The following is an 18,226-nucleotide window of genomic DNA, read 5'->3' on the forward strand; positions in this document are numbered from 1 at the left end:
GAGGTCGGTGTCGGTCTTCGCTTGCCGCGATGCCTTCACTGTCGTCTGTCAGGGGGGTGCGCCACATCGGGAGAGTTCCGCATCTTCGGCGGCGGGCGGGGCCTTAGACGCGCCGAAGGGGCCTCAGAGCGGCCGTAAGGTGCTTACGGCCGCTCTAAGACCCCTCGTGACGTGCGGGGATCAGCCGGCGGAGGGCAGGCCGAGCAGGGCGTCGGTGTACTTCAGGACGGCCAGGAGCAGGCCGATGACGCCGAGGGCGACGCCGGCCCAGGAGACCGACTTGATCCAGGCCGCCTGCGGGCGGGCCGGGTTGCCGAAGGCGGGACGGGCCAGCACGACGACTCCCGTGACCAGGGCGGCCAGCGCGAACAGGCCGGCCCACAGCGCGGTGGCCTGCCAGGCGTCGCCGTAGATCACCTCGAGCTGCTTGGCCACGGTCGTGCCCGAGGAGGCGGACGTCTGCAGCTGGCCGACGAGGGTCTGGCGGGCTCCGGCGAGGGTGCCGATCCAGCTGCCGGTGAGCGACACGAAGCCGAGCACGGCGGAGACGACGGCGCCCGCGCCCTGGCCGACGCCGACGGAGCCGTCCGCGACGGCGGCCTCGTCCCGGGCGGCGAGCTCGTCCTCGGCGGTGAGCTCGTCGGCGTCCTGCGCGGAGTGCGGGGCCTCCTCGGTCACCTCGTCCGTGGTCTCGGTCTTGGTGACGTCCACCTTCTCGTCGTCGGTCCTGGTCCCGGCGCCGGTCTCGGCTCCGGTCTCGTCAGCAGTCTTGGTTCCCATACCTCGCACCGTACGGACGCTCTCTGAGAGGTCCCTTAATGATCGTTGTGAGCGCCGCGCGCGCGGGCCTCGCGCCACTCCTGGGCCAGCACGGACCACACCTCGAGGTCGTGCCGCACCCCACGATAGGGGTAGGCCTGCCGGCGCACCCCGTCGCGGGTCATCCCGAGCCGGCGGGCGACGTTCAGGCTGGGGGTGTTCCCCGCGGAGGCGACCCACTCGATCCGCTGGATCCCGCGCCGGTCCACGGCGAAGTCGATCAGCACCCGCATGGCCCGGGCGATCAGTCCCCGTCCGGTGGCGGAGGGCTCCAGCCAGCAGCCGACCTCGCAGTTCGCCGCCTCGGCGTCGAAGTTCAGGAAGAGCACCCCGCCCACGAGCCGGCCGTCCAGCCACAGGCCGTGCAGCGAGCCGGTGTCGGCGGCCCGCATGTCGGCGTAGCGCTGGAGCGTCTCGCGCGCGCCGGCCGGGTCCGTGGCCTTCGCCCCGAACGGGATGTACCGGTTGATGAACTCCCGGCCGCGGTCGAGGTGCGCGAGGAACTCCTCGGCGTGCCAGGGCTCCAGGGGGCGCAGTTCGGCTCCGTCGTCACCCAGCGGTATCGCGTACATCCGGTCGCGGCTCCTTCTCCAGTGCCTGTGCTGCGTCCACGGTCTCCGCGAGCCTCTCATGGGCGGCGCGGCACTCGGGCGGTTCGATGCTGGTCCTCGGCAGGAGCCGGTCGAGGCGGCGGGGCAGCCACCAGCTGGCGCCGCCGAGCAGGTGCATCAGGGCGGGCACCAGCGGCGTGCGCAGGACGAAGGCGTCCAGGGCGACGGCGGCGGCGAGCCCGACGCGTCGACGGTCGGCCTTCAGTCGGCCTGGTCCCCGAACGCCATCACCGTCACGCCGGCGACGAGCAGCCACAGGGCGCGCCGGGTGCGGCCCCGGGAGCCGAGGAACGCGCCGAAGGCGCAGACGGCGGCGCCGAGGGCGTAGGCCGAGGGGACGAGGACCGGGACGGATCGGGTGAGGCGCATGAGGGACGCGGCGAGGCCGGCGAGGGTGAGCAGCGCCCCGGTGGCCGTGGCAGTCCAGCGGGCCCGTCGGGCGTCCTCGGTGCCGTACTCCTCGTCCGGGTCCTCTGTGTCGCTGTGGGGTTCGGACTCGGTTCGTGCACTCATGGCGGGCGAGCGTAGCGCGTCGGGCCGCGGACAGGGGAAAGGGGTGCGCCGGTTCGCGGCGCACCCCCTTCGGGAGTCCGGCGGGGCTCAGCCCTCGCTGACGCCCAGCTTCTCCAGGATCAGCTCCTTGACGCGGGCCGCGTCGGCCTGGCCGCGCGTGGCCTTCATCACCGCGCCGACCAGCGCGCCGGCCGCGGCGACCTTGCCGCCGCGGATCTTGTCGGCGACGCCCGGATTGCCCGCGATGGCCTCGTCGACGGCCGTGCCCAGCGCCGAGTCGTCGGAGACGACCTTCAGCCCGCGCCGGTCGACGACCTGGTCCGGGTCGCCCTCGCCCGCGAGGACGCCCTCGATGACCTGGCGGGCCAGCTTGTCGTTCAGGTCGCCCTTGAGCACCAGCTCGGCGACCCGCGCGACCTGCTGCGGGGTGATGGCCAGCTCGTCGAGTGCGACGCCCGACTCGTTGGCGCTGCGGGCCAGTTCGCCCATCCACCACTTGCGGGCCGAGGCCGCGTCGGCCCCGGCGTCGATGGTGGCGAGGATCAGGTCCAGCGCACCGGCGTTCAGGATCGACTGCATGTCGGTGGCGGAGACGCCCCACTCGGCCACCAGCCGGTTGCGGCGGGCCAGCGGCAGCTCCGGCAGCCCGGCGCGGATCTCCTCGACCCACGCGCGCGACGGGGCGACCGGCACCAGGTCGGGCTCCGGGAAGTACCGGTAGTCCTCCGCCTCCTCCTTCACGCGGCCCGAGGTCGTGGACCCGGTGTCCTCGTGGAAGTGGCGGGTCTCCTGGATGATCGTGCCGCCGCTGTTCAGCACGGCCGCGTGCCGCTGGATCTCGAAGCGGGCCGCACGCTCCACGGACCGCAGCGAGTTCACGTTCTTCGTCTCGGACCGCGTGCCGAACTTCTCCCGGCCGTGCGGGCGCAGCGACAGGTTCACGTCGCAGCGCATCTGGCCCATCTCCATGCGGGCCTCGGAGACGCCGAGCGCCTTGATGACCTCGCGCAGCTCGCGCACGTACGCCCGGGCGACCTCGGGCGCGCGCTCGCCCGCGCCCTCGATCGGCTTGGTGACGATCTCGATGAGCGGGATGCCGGCGCGGTTGTAGTCCAGCAGGGAGTGGGACGCCCCGTGGATCCGGCCGGTGGCGCCGCCGACGTGCGTGGACTTGCCGGTGTCCTCCTCCATGTGGGCGCGCTCGATCTGCACCCGGAAGGTCTCGCCGTCCTCCAGCTGCACGTCGAGGTAACCGTCGAAGGCGATCGGCTCGTCGTACTGGGAGGTCTGGAAGTTCTTCGGCATGTCCGGATAGAAGTAGTTCTTCCGGGCGAAGCGGCACCACTCGGCGATCTCGCAGTTCAGCGCGAGACCGATCTTGATCGCCGACTCGATCCCGATCGCGTTGACGACCGGGAGCGCGCCGGGCATGCCGAGGCAGGTGGGGCAGGTCTGCGTGTTGGCGTCCTGACCGAGCTCGGTCGAACATCCGCAGAACATCTTCGTCTTGGTGCCGAGTTCGACATGGACCTCGAGGCCCATGACGGGGTCGTACGACGCGAGTGCGTCCTCGTACGACACCAGGTCGGTCGTGGTGGTCACGGTGAAACTTCCCTCTCAGCCCAGCAGGACGTCGTCGTCGCCCAGCCGCTTCAGCTCGCGGTACAGGATGGCGAGGCCGGTGACGATGGCGACGGCGGACACGGTGGCGTCGATCAGGACCAGCGTGTCCTTCTCGGCACGCGCCTTCCTGAGCCGCTTGGCGACGCCGATCGCGCCGAACGCGGTCCCGGCGATGGACAGGTAGGTACCGGACTTGGACTTCTTGAAGCCCTTGGCCTTGTTCAGTGCGCTCACAGCGACGGAGCCTCCTCGAGAAGCGGGTGCCCCCACCTTTCCACGAAGGCGGCCTCGACGGCGGCGCCGACCTTGTACAGCCGGTCGTCCTGCAGCGCCGGGGCGATGATCTGCAGGCCGACCGGGAGGCCGTCCTCCGGGGCGAGACCGCAGGGCAGCGACATGGCCGCGTTGCCCGCGAGGTTGGTCGGGATGGTGCACAGGTCGGCCAGGTACATCGCCATCGGGTCGTCGGCGCGCTCGCCGATCGCGAAGGCGGTGGTCGGGGTCGTCGGCGAGACGATCACGTCGACCTGCTCGAAGGCCTTCTCGAAGTCGCGCGTGATGAGCGTGCGGACCTTCTGGGCGGAGCCGTAGTAGGCGTCGTAGTAGCCGCTCGACAGGGCGTACGTGCCGAGCATGATGCGGCGCTTGACCTCGGGGCCGAAGCCCGCCTCACGGGTGAGGGAGGTGACGTCCTCGGCGGAGCGGGTGCCGTCGTCGCCGACGCGCAGCCCGTAGCGCAGGCCGTCGAAGCGCGCGAGGTTGGACGAGCACTCGGAGGGCGCGATGAGGTAGTACGCCGACAGGGCGAGGTCGAAGGACGGGCAGTCCAGCTCGACGATCTCGGCGCCGAGCCCCTTCAGCAGCGCGACGGACTCGTCGAACCGCTGGATGACGCCGGCCTGGTAGCCCTCGCCGCGGAACTGCTTCACCACGCCGACGCGCATGCCCTCGACGCTGCCGTTGCGGGCGGCCTCGACGACCGGCGGGACGGGCGCGTCGATGGACGTCGAGTCGAGCGGGTCGTGTCCGGCGATGACCTCGTGCAGGAGCGCCGCGTCCAGGACCGTGCGGGCGCAGGGGCCGCCCTGGTCGAGGGAGGACGAGAAGGCGACCATGCCGTACCGCGAGACCGCGCCGTACGTCGGCTTCACGCCGACCGTGCCGGTGACGGCGGCCGGCTGGCGGATGGAGCCGCCGGTGTCGGTGCCGATGGCCAGCGGCGCCTGGAACGAGGCGAGCGCGGCGGAGGAACCGCCGCCGGAGCCGCCGGGGATCTTGGTGAGGTCCCAGGGGTTGCCCGTCGGGCCGTAGGCGCTGTTCTCGGTGGAGGACCCCATGGCGAACTCGTCCATGTTGGTCTTGCCGAGGATGACCACGTCGGCGGCCTTCAGCCGCTTGGTGAGCGTCGCGTCGTACGGCGGGATCCAGCCCTCGAGCATCTTCGAGCCGACGGTCGTCGGGATGCCCTCGGTGGTGAAGATGTCCTTGAGCGCGAGCGGCACGCCGGCGAGGGGCCCGAGCTTCTCGCCCCGCTCCCGCTTCTCGTCGACGGAGCGGGCCTGCGCGAGGGCGCCCTCGCGGTCGACGTGCAGGAAGGCGTGCACCTTCTCGTCGACGGCCTCGATGCGGGCCAGGTGCGCCTCGGTGACCTGGACGGCCGTGAGCTCGCCGGAGGCGATCTTCGCGGCGGTCTCGGCGGCCGTGAGCTTGATGATGTTGACGTTGTCCGTCATGGCGGTTAGTCCTCCCCCAGGATCTGCGGCACCTTGAAACGCTGCTGCTCCTGGGCCGGGGCGCCGGAGAGCGCCTGCTCGGGGGTGAGCGACGGACGGACCTCGTCCGCCCGCATGACGTTGGTCAGCGGGAGCGGGTGCGAGGTCGGCGGTACGTCTTGGTCGGCGACCTCGCTGACGCGGGCGACCGCGCCGATGATGTCGTCCAGCTGTCCCGCGAAGTGTTCGAGCTCTTCGGGCTTCAGCTCCAGACGCGCCAGCCGGGCGAGGTGGGCGACCTCCTCGCGCGTGATGCCAGGCATGCAGCGTTCCTCTGGGGTGGAGTGAGTGTGCGGTTCGAGCCCAATCCTAGGGTGCGGCGCGGCATCGCCGTTAAACGGTCGGGCTCGCTCACCGGCTTCTCACCGGCTTCCTCCGGTCTCAGGCGGCCTCGCCGGGCCTCGCCGCGGGGAACCCGCGCAACCACGGGACGGGGAGAGGGGGCGGGCGGAGGGTCGGGTCACTCGTCCGCGGCCGCCGCCGGGAGGGCCGCCGCGGGGCGCTGCCAGCCGCGTGAGCCGCGGGCGCGCAGCCAGGCCGTCGTCTCCTCCGGGGGCATCGCGGCGGCCACCAGCCAGCCCTGGACCGCGTCGCAGCCCAGATCGCGCAGCCGCTCCCAGGTCTCGTCGTCCTCGACGCCCTCGGCGACGACCAGCAGGCCCAGGGAATGCGCGAGGTCGACCGTGCAGCGCACGATCGCGGCGTCCTCGGCGTCCACGGCCAGCCGGGCCACGAAGGAGCGGTCGATCTTCAGCTCGCTCACCGGCAGCCGGCGCAGGTGCACCAGGGAGGAGTATCCGGTGCCGAAGTCGTCCAGGGACATCTTCACGCCGTGACCGGTCAGCGCGTTGAGGGTGTCGGCGGCGCGCTGCGGGTCCTCCAGGAGGACGTGCTCGGTTATCTCCAGTTGGAGCGCTCCCGCGGGCACCGCGTGCCGGGCCAGACGCGCGGCGACGGATCCGGCGAACCCCGGCGTGTGCACGTCGCGCGGGGAGACGTTCACCGCGACCGGCACGTACAGGCCCTGGGCCCGCCACCGGGCGACCTGGGCGAGCGCGGTGTCCAGCACGTACTCCGTCAGATGGGGCATCAGCCCGGACGACTCGGCGATCGCTATGAACTCGTCCGGCGGCACCTTCCCGCGTTCCGGGTGCACCCAGCGGACCAGGGCCTCCAGCCCCGCCACCTGTCCGTCGAAGCGGACCTTCGGCTGGTAGTGCAACTGCACCTCGTGCGCGTCCAGGGCGCGCCGCAGGTCGCCCAGCAGGCCGAGCCGGTCGGGGGTGTTGGAGTCGCGCTTGGACTCGTACACCTCGACTCCGGTGCGGTCCCGCTTGGCCTGGTACATCGCCACGTCGGCCCGGCGCAGCAGACCCTCGGCGTCGAGCGCGTGGTCGGGGAAGACGGCGACCCCGGCGCTGGCCTCCAGCACGAGGGTGAGGCCGTCGAGGTCGAGCGGCGAGCCGAGGTCGGCGACCAGGGCCCGGGCGATCCGGCTCGCGGAGGTGGTGGAGTCCGCGACGGGCAGTAAGACGGCGAACTCGTCCCCGCCCAGCCGCGCGACCTCCGCCCCGCGGGGCAGGGCGATCCGCAGCCGGTCGGCTATCTGGAGCAGCAGCCGGTCTCCGGCGAGGTGGCCGAGCGTGTCGTTGACCGAGCGGAAGCGGTCCAGGTCGATCAGCATCAGGGCGGCCCGGGCGCCGATGCGCTCGGCGTCGTCCAGGGCGGTCCAGATCCGCTCCAGCAGCCACTGGCGGTTGGGCAGCCCGGTCAGCGGGTCGCGCAGCTGCTCCTCGGCGCGGGCGCGCGCTATCCACAGGGTGGAGTCGAGGGCGATCAACGGGATGGCGAACAGCGGCAGCAGGACGGGCTTGGCCGGGGCGACCACGCAGATCAGCGGGGCGATGCCGAGCAGGGCCACGGCCATCAGGCCCTGTCGGAGCAGGGCGGTGCGGGCGACGGTGGGCAGTCCGCCGACGCGCGGCGCGTGCAGGTACCAGAGCAGGACGCGGGTCACGGCGAGGTAGGCGACGGCCACCAGGATCACCTGGGGGGCGGTGTAGAACGTCCACGTGTCGGGGGCCCAGGGGCGCTCCACGGACGGTATCCGCCCGCAGGCGGCCAGCAGCAGCGCGCCCGCGCCGATGCCGAGGATGTCCACCGCGCCGTGCAGGACGCCCTGCCGCCAGCGGTGGCGCCGGGCTATGCCGACCAGCACGACGACGGTGAGGCTGACCATGCCGGCGGGCACCCAGCCGTAGAGCAGCAGCACGGCGAGGGTGAGGGCGGCGCCGGAGCCGGTGCCGCCCCACCAGCGGGCGCGGCCGAGCAGGACCAGGTGAGCGACGATGACGCCGGCCAGGACGGCCAGCGCCCAGCCGGTCGTGCCGGACGGGAAGAGCGCGTGGCCGTCGGTGAACGCGCTGTAGAACCCGGCGCCGAGGGCGAGGGCGGCCGCGCCGACGACGGCCGCGGGCAGCGTGGGCCGGGTCAGGCGCCGGCCGGCTTCGCCGCCGAGCGGGCCGGGCGGCGGCCGGACGCCGGCGCGCGCGTCCAGGGGGGAGTGGGGCTGGGTGTGCGGCACGTACGCCTGCGCGGCCGGACGCACTTCGGAGCGCTCGGTCCACCAGCTCCCCCACCAGACGCCGGCGACCCGGCGTCGGCGTAGCCGTGCGTCCGGGGCGGCGCTCTCGGTCGGTTCCATTCCCGTCCCTCTCACAGCCGGCGGTGCCCACGCCACGCGGCCCGTCGCCCGGCGATCCGGGGCGCTTCCGCGTCGGAAAACCCTTCCTTCTGCCCGCCAGGAGCAGAGGCGATGCCCCGACCGCAGCTGGGCACGGCAGGCGCACGCCTCAACAGTAGGCCGCAGAAGGCTTTTACGGGCAGCGGTCGTCGGCGGTTGCCCGAATGCGCCCCGGCCACCCGTATGCATCTGGTATGCGCCGATCGGGTGGCCTTCAACCGCCGCTCCGGGCTACTCCTCGGTGGGCAGGGCCGCTTCGGAAGCCGCCTCGGGGCCCTGTTCCAGCAGGACGGTGAAGCCGTCCTCGTCCAGGACGGGAACCTTCAGCTGCATCGCCTTGTCGTACTTCGATCCGGGGCTGTCACCCACAACGACGAACGACGTCTTCTTCGAGACCGAACCGGTGACCTTCGCCCCGCGGCTCTGCAGGGCGTCCTTGGCGCCGTCCCGGGTGAAGTGTTCGAGGGTGCCGGTGACCACGACCGTCAGCCCTTCGAGGGGGCGCGGCCCTTCGTCCTCGGCGGAACCCTCCTCCTCCATGCGGACGCCGGCCGCCTTCCACTTGCGCAGGATCTCCTGGTGCCACTCCTCGGCGAACCACTCCTTGAGGGAGGCGGCGATGATGGCGCCGACCCCGTCGGTGGCCGCGAGCTCCTCCTCGGTGGCCCGCTCGATGCGCTCGATCGAGCGGAACTCGCGGGCCAGGGCCTCCGCCGCGACCGGTCCGACATGGCGGATCGACAGGCCGGTGAGGACGCGGGCCAGCGGGCGCTCCTTGGCGGCCGCGATGTTGTCCAGCATGGCGAGCGCGTTCTTCCTGGGCTCGCCCAGCTGGTTGGCGAAGACGGTGGCGATCTTCTCCTCGCCGGTCTTCGGATCCCGCTTGGGCAGTCCGCTGTCCTGGTCGAGGACGTACGCCTTGATGGGCAGCAGCCGGTCGATGGTGAGGTCGAACAGGTCGCCCTCGTCGGCCAGCGGCGGGTCCTGCGGCTCCAGCGGCTTGGTGAGGGCGGCTGCGGCCACGTACCCGAAGTGCTCGATGTCCAGCGCCTTGCGGCCGGCCAGGTAGAACAGGCGCTCGCGCAACTGGGCGGGGCAGGCGCGGGCGTTGGGGCAGCGCAGGTCGACGTCGCCCTCCTTCATGGGCCGCAGCGGTGTCCCGCACTCCGGGCACTCGGCAGGCATCACGAAGGCGCGCTCGGTGCCGTCGCGCAGGTCCGCCACCGGGCCGAGGATCTCCGGGATCACGTCACCGGCCTTGCGCAGCACCACGGTGTCGCCGATCAGGACGCCCTTGGCCTTGACGACGTCCTGGTTGTGCAGGGTGGCGAACTCGACCTCGGAGCCGGCCACCGTCACCGGCTCGACCTGGGCGTACGGCGTGACACGGCCGGTGCGGCCGACGCCCACCTTGATGTCGACGAGCTTGGTGTTGACCTCTTCCGGCGCGTACTTGTAGGCGATCGCCCAGCGGGGGGCCCGGGCCGTGGAGCCGAGCCGGCCCTGGAGACGGATCTCGTCGAGCTTGACGACCACGCCGTCGATCTCGTGCTCCACCGAGTGCCGGTGCTCGCCGAAGTAGGCGATGAACTCCCGTACGCCGTCGAGGTCGTCGACCACCTTGTTGTGCCGCGAGGTGGGCAGGCCCCACGTCTTGAGCAGGTCGTAGGCCTCGGAGAGGCGGTCGAGGCCCTCGTAGCCCTCCAGGGCGCCGATGCCGTGCACGACCATGTGCAGCGGACGGGACGCGGTCACGCGCGGGTCCTTCTGGCGCAGCGAACCGGCCGCCGCGTTGCGCGGGTTGGCGAAGGGCTTGTCGCCGGCCTCGACCAGGCGGGCGTTGAGCTCCTCGAACTTCTCCATCGGGAAGTAGACCTCGCCGCGGATCTCCACCAGGGACGGGACGCCGTCGCCCGTGAGGCGGTCGGGGATCTCCGCGATGGTGCGCACGTTGGGCGTGATGTCCTCGCCCGTCCGGCCGTCGCCGCGGGTCGCCGCGCGCGCGAGCCGACCGTTCTCGTACGTGAGGTTGACGGCGAGGCCGTCGACCTTGAGCTCGCACAGGAAGTGGTGGGTCAGGGAGCCGACGTCCTTGTGGACGCGTTCGGCCCAGGCGGCGAGCTCCAGGTCGTCGAAGGCGTTGTCCAGCGAGAGCATCCGCTCGCGGTGCTGGACGGCCGTGAACTCCGTCTCGTAGGCGCCCGCGACCTTCTGGGTCGGCGAGTCGGGCGTGCGCAGCTCGGCGTACTCCTCCTCCAGCGCCTCCAGGGCGCGCAGGAGCCGGTCGAACTCCGCGTCGCTGATGACGGGCGCGTCCTTCACGTAGTACCGGAAGCGGTGCTCCTCGATCTGCTCAGCGAGCTGCGCGTGCTGCTCCCGTGCCTCCGAGGGCACCGTCGTCTCCGCTTGCCTGTCGCCGGCCACCGTGTCGTCCTCCCGTTACTCTGGGTTGTCCGCGAGGGATCTCGCCGCCCGGACGCAGTGGGCGAGGGCCTCGCGGGCGTACGCGGGAGAGGCTCCCGCGAGGCCGCACGACGGCGTGAGGGTGACCGCCTCCGCGAGCAGCTCCGGTCGCAGCCCCAGCCTGCGCCACAGCGTCCTGACACCCCTGACGCTACCGGCAGGGTCCGACAACGGGGCGTCCGCGCCCGGCACGACACCGGCGAAGAGCCGGGTGCCCGCTTCGACGACCTCGCCGATCGCGTCGTCGTCACGTTCGGTGAGGAGCGCGAAGTCGAAGGAGACCGCCGCCGCCCCGGCCCGGCGCAGCAGGGCGAACGGGACGTCCGGTGCGCACGAGTGGACCACGACGGGCCCGTCGCCGTGCGCCCCGGCGACGTCCCGGAGCGTGGCCTCGACGATCTGCCGGTCGACCGCGCGGTGGGCGCGGTAGCCGCTGGCGCTCCTGACGTGGCCGCGGAGCACGGCGGTGAGGGACGGCTCGTCGAGCTGGAGGACGAGGTCGGCGCCGGGGACGCGCCGCCGCACCTCGGCGAGGTGCAGGCGCAGGCCTTCGGCGAGGGAGCCGGCGAGGTCGCGGCAGGCGCCGGGGTCGGAGAGCGCGGCCTCGCCGTTCCTCAGCTCCAGCGCGGCGGCGAGCGTCCAGGGCCCGACCGCCTGCACCTTGAGCTGCCCCTGGTAGCCCTGGGTGAACTCCTCCAGTGCGTCGAGGTCCTCCCCCAGCCAGGAGCGGGCCCGTCCGGTGTCCCGGCCCGGCCGGTCGCCGAGCCGCCACCCGCTGGGCTCCACGCGCGCGTACAGCTCGACGAGCATCCCCGCGGTGCGGCCGATCATGTCCGCGCCGGGGCCGCGGGCGGGCAGTTCCGGCAGGTGCGGGAAGTCCTCGAAGGACCCGGTGACGGTCTTGGCGGCCTCGCGGACGTCGCCGCCCGGCAGGGAGCCGATGCCGGTGGCGGGGCCGAAACTGAAGTGTGGGTTCACGGGTGAAGCCTACGTAGGCGCGGAGGCGGATCGCGCCGCCGCACGCGGCTGCCCCCGCGTGGCCGGCCTCAGCTCCCGGGGCGCACCGTCAGGTCGTTGACCTCCGCGTCCCTCGGCAGGTCGAGCGCCATCAGGATCGTCGTCGCCACCGACTCGGGGTCGATCCACTGCGCCGGGTCGTACTCCTTGCCCTCCTGCTGGTGGACCTTGGCCTGCATGGGACTGGCGGTGCGGCCGGGGTAGACGGAGGTGACCCGCACGCCGTTGTCGTGCTCCTCCTGGCGCAGCGCGTCCGCGAGGGCCTTCAGGCCGTGCTTGGAGGCGGCGTAGGCGGACCATTCGGCGCTGGCCCGCAGGCCGGCCCCGGAGTTCACGAAGAGGACGTGGCCGCGGGCGGCGCGCAGCTGGGGCAGGAAGTGGCGGGTCAGCTCGGCGGGGGCGATCAGGTTGACGTTGAGCTGGTGGCGCCAGGACTTCGGGGTGAGGTCGCCCACCGGGCCGAGGTCGACCACTCCGGCGACATGGAGGAGGGAGTCCACCCGGCCGGGGAGCGTCTGGTGGGAGAAGGCCCAGCTCAGCTTGTCGGGGTCGGTCAGGTCGCCGACGAGGGTGCGGGCGCCGGGGAACAGCGCAGCCAGCTCCTTCGCCCGGCCCGCGTCGCGCGCGTGCAGCACGAGTTCGTCCCCGCGCGCGTGCAGACGGCGGGCGACGGCCGCGCCGATGCCGGAGCCCGCTCCGGTGATCACATGAGTAGCCATGCCCGCCATGCTCGCATCACCCGCGCGTCACCCGATGCCCTGGCTCTCCTCCAGGCAGGCCGGCGCGCCCACCGGCTCCTCGGCGAAGAACACCAGGTCGGTGAGGGGGACGGGCAGGAAGCCCACCGACACCCCGCACAGCCGGCCGCCCGCCTCGTGCACGCCGTCCGCGACGACCTTCATCAGGTCGACGTCGGAACCGCCCCCACACGAGGGTGGGGGCGCCCTTGCCGAGCGGTTCGGCGAACTCGCGCGCGGACCGGTGCAGCGGGCGTCGAGGTCGGCGGCGGCCAGGAAGACGCGGATACGCATGCGGCCTCGGTACGCGGGAAGAACCGGGGGCCCGCGCGTGCTGTTCCGGTATGGCCAACGGACACACGATCACGATCGAGCGGGACGACCGGCGCGTCAGGGTCGTCCACGGGGACCGCGTGCTCGCCGAGACCGGCCGGGCGCTCGCACTGCGCGAGACCGGCTGTCCCGTGCGGTACTACATCCCCGCCGAGGACGTACGGCTCGACCTCCTCACCCCCTCCGACACCCACACGTACTGCCCCTTCAAGGGCACGGCGTCCTACTGGTCGCTCCCGGACGCGGCGGACCTCGTCTGGTCCTACCCCGAGCCGAAGCCGGACGTCGCCGAGATCAAGGACCATCTCTGCTTCTACGAAGTGGAAGTCTCGCCGGCGGAGGTGTCGTAGGGCGATGAGTGCCGTGCCGTGCGGCAGTCTGCATGAGCATGGACAACAAGACAGTTTCCCGTGACGGCACCGAACTCGCGTACGAGAGCGCCGGTCAGGGCCCCGCGGTCATCCTGGTGAGCGGGGCGATGTCCACGGGCGGCACCATGGCGCCCCTGGCCGGACTGCTCGCGGACCGCTTCACCGTCCTGCGGTACGACCGCCGGGGACGCGGTGAGAGCGGCGACACTGCGCCGTACGCGGTGGGACGCGAGGTCGAGGACCTGGCGGCGCTCATCGACGCGGCCGGCGCCGAGACCGCCGCCCTGTACGGCGTCTCGTCGGGCGGCGCGCTGGCGCTGGAGGCGGCGGCCGCCGGGCTGCCGGTGAGCCGGGTGGCCGTGTACGAGACGCCGTTCGCCCTGGACGAGGACGACGCGCGCGGCCGCGCCGAGTACACCGCGAACCTCACGAAGGCGCTCGCGCGCGACCGGCGCGGGGACGCCGTCGAGCTGTTCCTGCGGCTGACCGGGCTGGCCGAGGAGATGATCCAGGGAGCCCGCCGCTCGCCCATGTGGGCGGGGATGGAGGCCATCGCGCCCACCCTCGCCTACGACGACGCCGTCATGGGCGACGGGCGGGTGCCGGGCGAACGGCTGGCGTCGGTGGGCGTGCCCGTGCTGGCCGTCGCGGGCGAGGCGAGTCCGCCCTGGCTGCGCGAGGCCGTGCGCGCGGTGGCGGAGGCGGTCCCGGACGGCGCGTACCGGACGCTGGAGGGCCAGACCCACATGGTCGACCCGAGCGTCCTCGCGCCGGTGCTGGCGGAGTTCTTCGCCGGCCGGGGCTGACGGTCAGGCCACCTCGGGACCGACGGTCAGGCGACCGGGGCCGCCGCCCGCACCGTCGACGCGATCGTCGCCGAGCCCACCACGCGGGTGCCGTCGTACAGCACGATCGCCTGGCCGGGGGCGACGCCGCGGACCGGCTCGGCGAAGGCGACCTCCAGGTGGCCGTCGACGAGTTCGGCGGTCACCTCGGTCTCACCGCCGTGGGCGCGCAGCTGCGCCGTGTAGACGCCGGGTGCGGAGGGGGCGGCGCCGCACCAGCGGGGCTTGATCGCCGTCAGCGCGGTCACGTCCAGGGCGGCGGCCGGGCCGACCGTCACCGTGTTGTCCACCGGGGAGATGTCCAGGACGTAGCGCGGCTTGCCGTCCGCGGCCGGGGTGCCGATGCGCAGGCCCTTGCGCTGGCCGATGGTGAAGCCGTACGCGCCCTCGTGGGTGCCGACCTTCGTGCCGGACTCGTCGACGATGTCGCCCTCGGCCTTGCCCAGCCGGTTCGCGAGGAAGCCCTGGGTGTCGCCGTCGGCGATGAAGCAGATGTCGTGGGAGTCGGGCTTCTTGGCCACCGCCAGGCCGCGGCGCTCGGCCTCCGCGCGGATCTCGCCCTTCGTCGTCACCGTGTCGCCGAGCGGGAAGAGCGCGTGGGCGAGCTGACGGTCGTCCAGGACGCCCAGGACGTAGGACTGGTCCTTGGCCATGTCGGAGGCGCGGTGCAGCTCGCGCGTGCCGTCCTCGCGGACGAGCACCTTGGCGTAGTGGCCGGTGCACACGGCGTCGAAGCCCAGCGCGAGGGCCTTGTCGAGCAGCGCGGCGAACTTGATCTTCTCGTTGCAGCGCAGGCAGGGGTTGGGGGTGCGGCCGGCCTCGTACTCGGCGACGAAGTCCTCGACGACGTCCTCGCGGAAGCGGTCGGCGAGGTCCCAGACGTAGAACGGGATGCCGATGACGTCGGCGGCGCGGCGGGCGTCGCGGGAGTCCTCGATCGTGCAACAGCCCCGCGCGCCGGTGCGGAACGACTGCGGGTTCGCGGACAGCGCCAGGTGGACGCCGGTCACGTCGTGGCCGGCTTCGGCGGCGCGGGCGGCGGCGACGGCGGAGTCCACTCCACCGGACATGGCGGCGAGCACGCGGAGGGGGCGGGGGCGGGGCGAGGTCTCAGTCATAACCCTTCCAGGGTACGGGTCACCGGGAACCGCAGCCCGCGAGTATCCGTTGACGATCACGAGGGGCGAGGAAGGGCAGGACATGGGGGAGAAGACGGGCGACTCCGACCGGCGGATCGGGCGGCGCGCCCTGCTGATCGGCGGGGCGGCGGCGGCCGTCGGCACGGGCCTGCTGGCGCGGGACGAGCTGGCGAGGCTGTACTGGCGGCTGCCCGGTGTGCGCAGAGCGCGGGTGGAGGGCGCGGTGGACTTCCGGGGCGCGCGGTGGGTGGCGGCGTCGGAGGAGAACTTCCGCTGGGCGGACCGGCCGGACGACTACGGGATCGACCTGGTCGTCATCCATGTCACCCAGGGCGACCTCGGGAGCGCGGTGAAGGCGTTCGAGGACCCGGGGCACCGGGCGGCCGCGCACTACATCGTCGGCAAGGAGGGGCGCGTCACGCAGATGGTCCGCGAACTGGACGTGGCGTATCACGCGGGCAACCGCTCGTACAACGAGCGCAGTGTCGGCATCGAGCACGAGGGCTTCGTGGACCGGCCCGAGGACTTCACCGACGCGATGTACGCGGCGTCGGCCCGGCTGACCGCCGCGGTCTGCCGGCGGTACGGCATACCCGTGGACCGCGAGCACGTCATCGGACATGTCGAGGTGCCGGGCACGGATCACACCGATCCCGGCGGGCACTGGGACTGGGACCGCTATCTGCGGCTCGTCGCACAGGCGCGCGCCGCGATGGCCTGAGCTGCCGCACGCCCCGCCGCCGTGGCGCGGTGCCCCGAGCACGGGGTGAGGTGAGGACCGGTCAGGTGAGCCCCGCCGCGCGGGCTCGCTCCACCGCCGGGCCGATCGCCTTGGCCACCGCCTCGACGTCGGCCGCGGTGGAGGTGTGGCCGAGCGAGAAGCGCAGGGTGCCGCGGGCCAGGTCCGGGGCGACGCCGGTGGCGAGCAGGACGTGGCTCGGCTGGGCGACGCCGGCGGTGCAGGCCGAGCCGGTGGAGCACTCGATGCCCTGGGCGTCCAGCAGGAGCAGCAGGGAGTCGCCCTCGCAGCCCGGGAAGGTGAAGTGGGCGTTGGCCGGGAGCCGGTCCACCGGGTCGCCGCCGAGGATCGCGTCCGGGACGGCCGTACGCACCGCGTCGATCAACCCGTCGCGCAGGGCGCCGATCTCGCGGGCGAACCGCTCGCGCCGCTCGGCGGCGAGGCGGCCGGCCACCGCGAAGGCGGCGATCGCGGGGACGTCGAGGGTGCCGGAGCGCACATGGCGTTCCTGGCCGCCGCCGTGCAGGACGGGCACGGGGGTGTGCTCGCGGCCGAGGAGGAGGGCGCCGATGCCGTAGGGGCCGCCGATCTTGTGGCCGGAGACCGTCATGGCGGCGAGGCCGGAGGCGGCGAAGTCGACGGGGACCTGGCCGAAGGCCTGGACGGCGTCGGCGTGCATCGGGACGCCGAACTCGGCCGCCACGTCCGCCAGTTCACGGACCGGCAGGACCGTGCCGATCTCGTTGTTCGCCCACATGACGGTGGCCAGCGCCACGTCGTGGGGGTTGCGGGCGATGGCCTCGCGCAGGGTGTCGGGGTGGACCCGCCCGTGGGCGTCGACCGCCAGGTACTCGACCGTGGCGCCCTCGTGCTCGCCGAGCCAGTGCACGGCGTCGAGGACCGCGTGGTGCTCGACGGGGCTGGCCAGGACGCGGGTGCGGGCGGGGTCCGCGTCGCGCCGGGACCAGTACAGGCCCTTGACCGCGAGGTTGTCGGCCTCGGTGCCGCCGGAGGTGAGGACGACCTCGCTGGGGCGGGCGCCGAGCGCTTCGGCGAGCGTCTCGCGGGCTTCCTCGACCGTACGGCGGGCCTGCCGGCCGGCCGCGTGCAGGGAGGAGGCGTTGCCGGTGACGCCCAGGTGCGCGGTGAGTGCCTCGACCGCCTCGGGGAGCATCGGCGTGGTCGCGGCGTGGTCGAGGTATGCCATGGTGGCCCCGATTCTACGGGGGCCGGGCGGCGCGCCCGGCTGCCAGGTGGCCGCGGCGGTCAGAAGCTCCAGGAGATCGTCGAGTCCGCCTGCATGAACGCCGCCAGGACCAGCAGGTCGGCGACGCCCAGGGCGAGGCCGAGGTAGGCGCGGCCGCGGCGGGCCGTGCCGCGCCACAGTGCCGCCGCCGCCAGGACGATGGCGACCGGGCCGAGGAAGACGTTGAGGACGAGCAGGCCCAGCAGACCCAGGATGAAGGACGCGACGGCCATGCCGTCTGCGTCCCGGGCGCCGGTGCGGCGGGTGGCCGGTGCGGTGAGGTGCATGGTCGGTCGACTCCTGTCGGTCGGCGGGGCGGTCAGCGGGTCGAGGTGTGCCGGCGGCCGTGGCGCTCGCGGATCGCGAAGATGCCCAGCCAGGCGGCGATCACGGCGGCGGCGACGACGGTGAAGGCGAACGGCGCGTGGGCGACGGTGCCCATGACGACACCGAACAGCAGCAGTGCGGCGACGAGGAACAGCATGGGATCGGATCCCCTCCCGTTACATTTGGGTGAACAGTTGTAGTTACAGTTGTTCACTGACTCTTGAGTCTAGCGCGTTCACCGGCTTTCCAATTCCGGAGAACGGTTGTTAACTGGATGACATGAGTCACACCCTCGGCGTTCGGCAGGCCCAGAAGCAGAAGACCAGGCAGGCACTCATGGACGCGGCGTTGACGCTGCTGGAGGAGCAGAGCCTGAGCAGCCTGGGCCTGCGCGAGGTCACCCGCGCCGTCGGGGTCGCCCCGACCGCCTTCTACCGCCACTTCCGCTCCACCGCGGACCTCGGCGTGGCCCTGGTCGAGGAGGCGCTGGGCAGCCTGCACCCGATGATCCGGACCACGGTGACGTCCGCCGACTCCAGCGGCGAACGCATCAAGCGCGCTGTCGAGTTGATAGCCGGTCACGTGAACGCGTACCCCGCTCACGTCCGTTTCATCGCCCGGGAACGACATGGCGGAGTCCAGCCGGTGCGCGAGGCGATCCGGGACCAACTGGGCCGGTTGGCCGACGAGGTGAAGGCCGAACTGGCCAAGGACGCCGAGGCGGAGGGCTGGAGCGACGACGACCTGCTGATGCTCTCGCACCTCTACGTCGACCAGATGCTCATCACGGCCTCGCTGTTCCTGGAGGCGCTGGAGGCCCCGCCACAGGACCGGGAGCGGGTGAACCGGATGGCGGCCCGTCAGATGCGGCTCATCAGCATCGGCCGGCACCACTGGCTGGACTGAGACCGGCCGGCGGGAGCGGGTG

At 72.8% G+C, this 18,226-nt stretch carries 19 protein-coding genes and 2 pseudogenes; 4 read left to right on the forward strand and 17 right to left on the reverse strand.

What is annotated here, in order from left to right:
- Positions 1-180: 180 nt before the first annotated feature.
- The 13 genes and pseudogenes from ACFVYK_RS28595 to ACFVYK_RS28655 form a co-directional block, all read right to left on the reverse strand.
- A complete protein-coding gene (locus ACFVYK_RS28595) occupies positions 181-780 on the reverse strand; it encodes a hypothetical protein (protein ID WP_389779001.1) in 600 nt (199 codons plus the stop codon).
- A 35-nt stretch (positions 781-815) separates the two neighbouring features.
- The gene (locus tag ACFVYK_RS28600) at positions 816-1,391 is read right to left on the reverse strand and encodes a GNAT family N-acetyltransferase (RefSeq protein ID WP_389779003.1); all 576 of its coding nucleotides are present in this window, start codon (positions 1,389-1,391) and stop codon (positions 816-818) included.
- Positions 1,369-1,614 (reverse strand): annotated as a pseudogene (locus ACFVYK_RS28605) (MMPL family transporter); the annotation flags it as partial. The pseudogene ACFVYK_RS28605 and the gene ACFVYK_RS28600, both read right to left, overlap by 23 nt.
- A 17-nt stretch (positions 1,615-1,631) precedes the next feature.
- Positions 1,632-1,943, reverse strand: a complete 312-nt coding sequence (locus ACFVYK_RS28610; protein ID WP_389779005.1) for a hypothetical protein — start codon at positions 1,941-1,943, stop codon at positions 1,632-1,634.
- Between the two features lie 87 nt (positions 1,944-2,030).
- Positions 2,031-3,545, reverse strand: coding sequence for an Asp-tRNA(Asn)/Glu-tRNA(Gln) amidotransferase subunit GatB (gene gatB, locus ACFVYK_RS28615; protein WP_389779006.1), 1,515 nt, complete (start codon positions 3,543-3,545; stop codon positions 2,031-2,033).
- A gap of 15 nt (positions 3,546-3,560) precedes the next feature.
- Positions 3,561-3,800, reverse strand: coding sequence for a hypothetical protein (locus tag ACFVYK_RS28620; RefSeq protein WP_030793684.1), 240 nt, complete (start codon positions 3,798-3,800; stop codon positions 3,561-3,563).
- Positions 3,797-5,299 (reverse strand): Asp-tRNA(Asn)/Glu-tRNA(Gln) amidotransferase subunit GatA, encoded by a 1,503-nt coding sequence (gatA, locus tag ACFVYK_RS28625; RefSeq protein ID WP_389779008.1) that lies wholly within the window; start codon positions 5,297-5,299, stop codon positions 3,797-3,799. Before gatA ends, ACFVYK_RS28620 begins: the two co-directional genes overlap by 4 nt.
- 5 nt (positions 5,300-5,304) lie before the next feature.
- Complete coding sequence (gatC, locus tag ACFVYK_RS28630; RefSeq protein WP_007384860.1) at positions 5,305-5,601, reverse strand: Asp-tRNA(Asn)/Glu-tRNA(Gln) amidotransferase subunit GatC; 297 nt, start codon at positions 5,599-5,601, stop codon at positions 5,305-5,307.
- 197 nt (positions 5,602-5,798) lie between these two features.
- On the reverse strand, positions 5,799-8,042 hold the full coding sequence (locus ACFVYK_RS28635; RefSeq protein ID WP_389779010.1) for a putative bifunctional diguanylate cyclase/phosphodiesterase: 2,244 nt from the start codon (positions 8,040-8,042) through the stop codon (positions 5,799-5,801).
- Positions 8,043-8,312: 270 nt separating this feature from the next.
- Positions 8,313-10,505 carry an NAD-dependent DNA ligase LigA gene (gene ligA, locus ACFVYK_RS28640; RefSeq protein WP_389779012.1) on the reverse strand — a complete coding sequence of 731 codons (2,193 nt, stop codon included), beginning with the start codon at positions 10,503-10,505 and terminating at the stop codon, positions 8,313-8,315.
- 15 nt (positions 10,506-10,520) lie between these two features.
- Positions 10,521-11,522, reverse strand: a complete 1,002-nt coding sequence (locus tag ACFVYK_RS28645; protein WP_389779013.1) for a methionine synthase — start codon at positions 11,520-11,522, stop codon at positions 10,521-10,523.
- Positions 11,523-11,590: 68 nt separating this feature from the next.
- Positions 11,591-12,289 carry an SDR family oxidoreductase gene (locus ACFVYK_RS28650; protein ID WP_389779015.1) on the reverse strand — a complete coding sequence of 233 codons (699 nt, stop codon included), beginning with the start codon at positions 12,287-12,289 and terminating at the stop codon, positions 11,591-11,593.
- Positions 12,290-12,307: 18 nt separating this feature from the next.
- A pseudogene (locus ACFVYK_RS28655) lies at positions 12,308-12,592 on the reverse strand (hypothetical protein).
- A 50-nt stretch (positions 12,593-12,642) separates the two neighbouring features.
- On the opposite strand from ACFVYK_RS28655, the gene ACFVYK_RS28660 reads away from it, so the two are divergent.
- Positions 12,643-12,981 (forward strand): DUF427 domain-containing protein, encoded by a 339-nt coding sequence (locus ACFVYK_RS28660; protein ID WP_389779017.1) that lies wholly within the window; start codon positions 12,643-12,645, stop codon positions 12,979-12,981.
- A 38-nt stretch (positions 12,982-13,019) separates the two neighbouring features.
- A complete protein-coding gene (locus ACFVYK_RS28665; RefSeq protein ID WP_389779019.1) occupies positions 13,020-13,808 on the forward strand; it encodes an alpha/beta fold hydrolase in 789 nt (262 codons plus the stop codon).
- A gap of 26 nt (positions 13,809-13,834) precedes the next feature.
- Here ACFVYK_RS28665 and mnmA read toward each other — a convergent pair whose 3' ends face one another.
- A complete protein-coding gene (mnmA, locus tag ACFVYK_RS28670) occupies positions 13,835-14,965 on the reverse strand; it encodes a tRNA 2-thiouridine(34) synthase MnmA (protein ID WP_389779021.1) in 1,131 nt (376 codons plus the stop codon).
- A gap of 82 nt (positions 14,966-15,047) precedes the next feature.
- Here mnmA and ACFVYK_RS28675 point away from each other — a divergent pair, with 82 nt between their 5' ends.
- Positions 15,048-15,707 (forward strand): N-acetylmuramoyl-L-alanine amidase, encoded by a 660-nt coding sequence (locus ACFVYK_RS28675; protein WP_389779023.1) that lies wholly within the window; start codon positions 15,048-15,050, stop codon positions 15,705-15,707.
- A 61-nt stretch (positions 15,708-15,768) separates the two neighbouring features.
- On the opposite strand, the gene ACFVYK_RS28680 is transcribed toward ACFVYK_RS28675, so the two are convergent.
- The 3 genes from ACFVYK_RS28680 to ACFVYK_RS28690 are packed head-to-tail and all read right to left on the reverse strand — an operon-like array spanning position 15,769 to position 17,455.
- Complete coding sequence (locus tag ACFVYK_RS28680; protein ID WP_389779025.1) at positions 15,769-16,932, reverse strand: cysteine desulfurase family protein; 1,164 nt, start codon at positions 16,930-16,932, stop codon at positions 15,769-15,771.
- Between the two features lie 59 nt (positions 16,933-16,991).
- Positions 16,992-17,258: a DUF4190 domain-containing protein gene (locus ACFVYK_RS28685; RefSeq protein WP_389779027.1), complete on the reverse strand. Its 267-nt coding sequence runs from the start codon at positions 17,256-17,258 to the stop codon at positions 16,992-16,994.
- A 32-nt stretch (positions 17,259-17,290) separates the two neighbouring features.
- Positions 17,291-17,455, reverse strand: coding sequence for a hypothetical protein (locus tag ACFVYK_RS28690; protein ID WP_389779029.1), 165 nt, complete (start codon positions 17,453-17,455; stop codon positions 17,291-17,293).
- A 122-nt stretch (positions 17,456-17,577) separates the two neighbouring features.
- Between ACFVYK_RS28690 and ACFVYK_RS28695 the strand changes: the two genes are divergently transcribed.
- On the forward strand, positions 17,578-18,204 hold the full coding sequence (locus tag ACFVYK_RS28695; RefSeq protein ID WP_389779030.1) for a TetR family transcriptional regulator: 627 nt from the start codon (positions 17,578-17,580) through the stop codon (positions 18,202-18,204).
- The last annotated feature ends 22 nt before the right edge of the window (positions 18,205-18,226 follow it).

Source organism: Streptomyces sp. NPDC058291 (assembly GCF_042880855.1).
Lineage (GTDB): Bacteria > Actinomycetota > Actinomycetes > Streptomycetales > Streptomycetaceae > Streptomyces.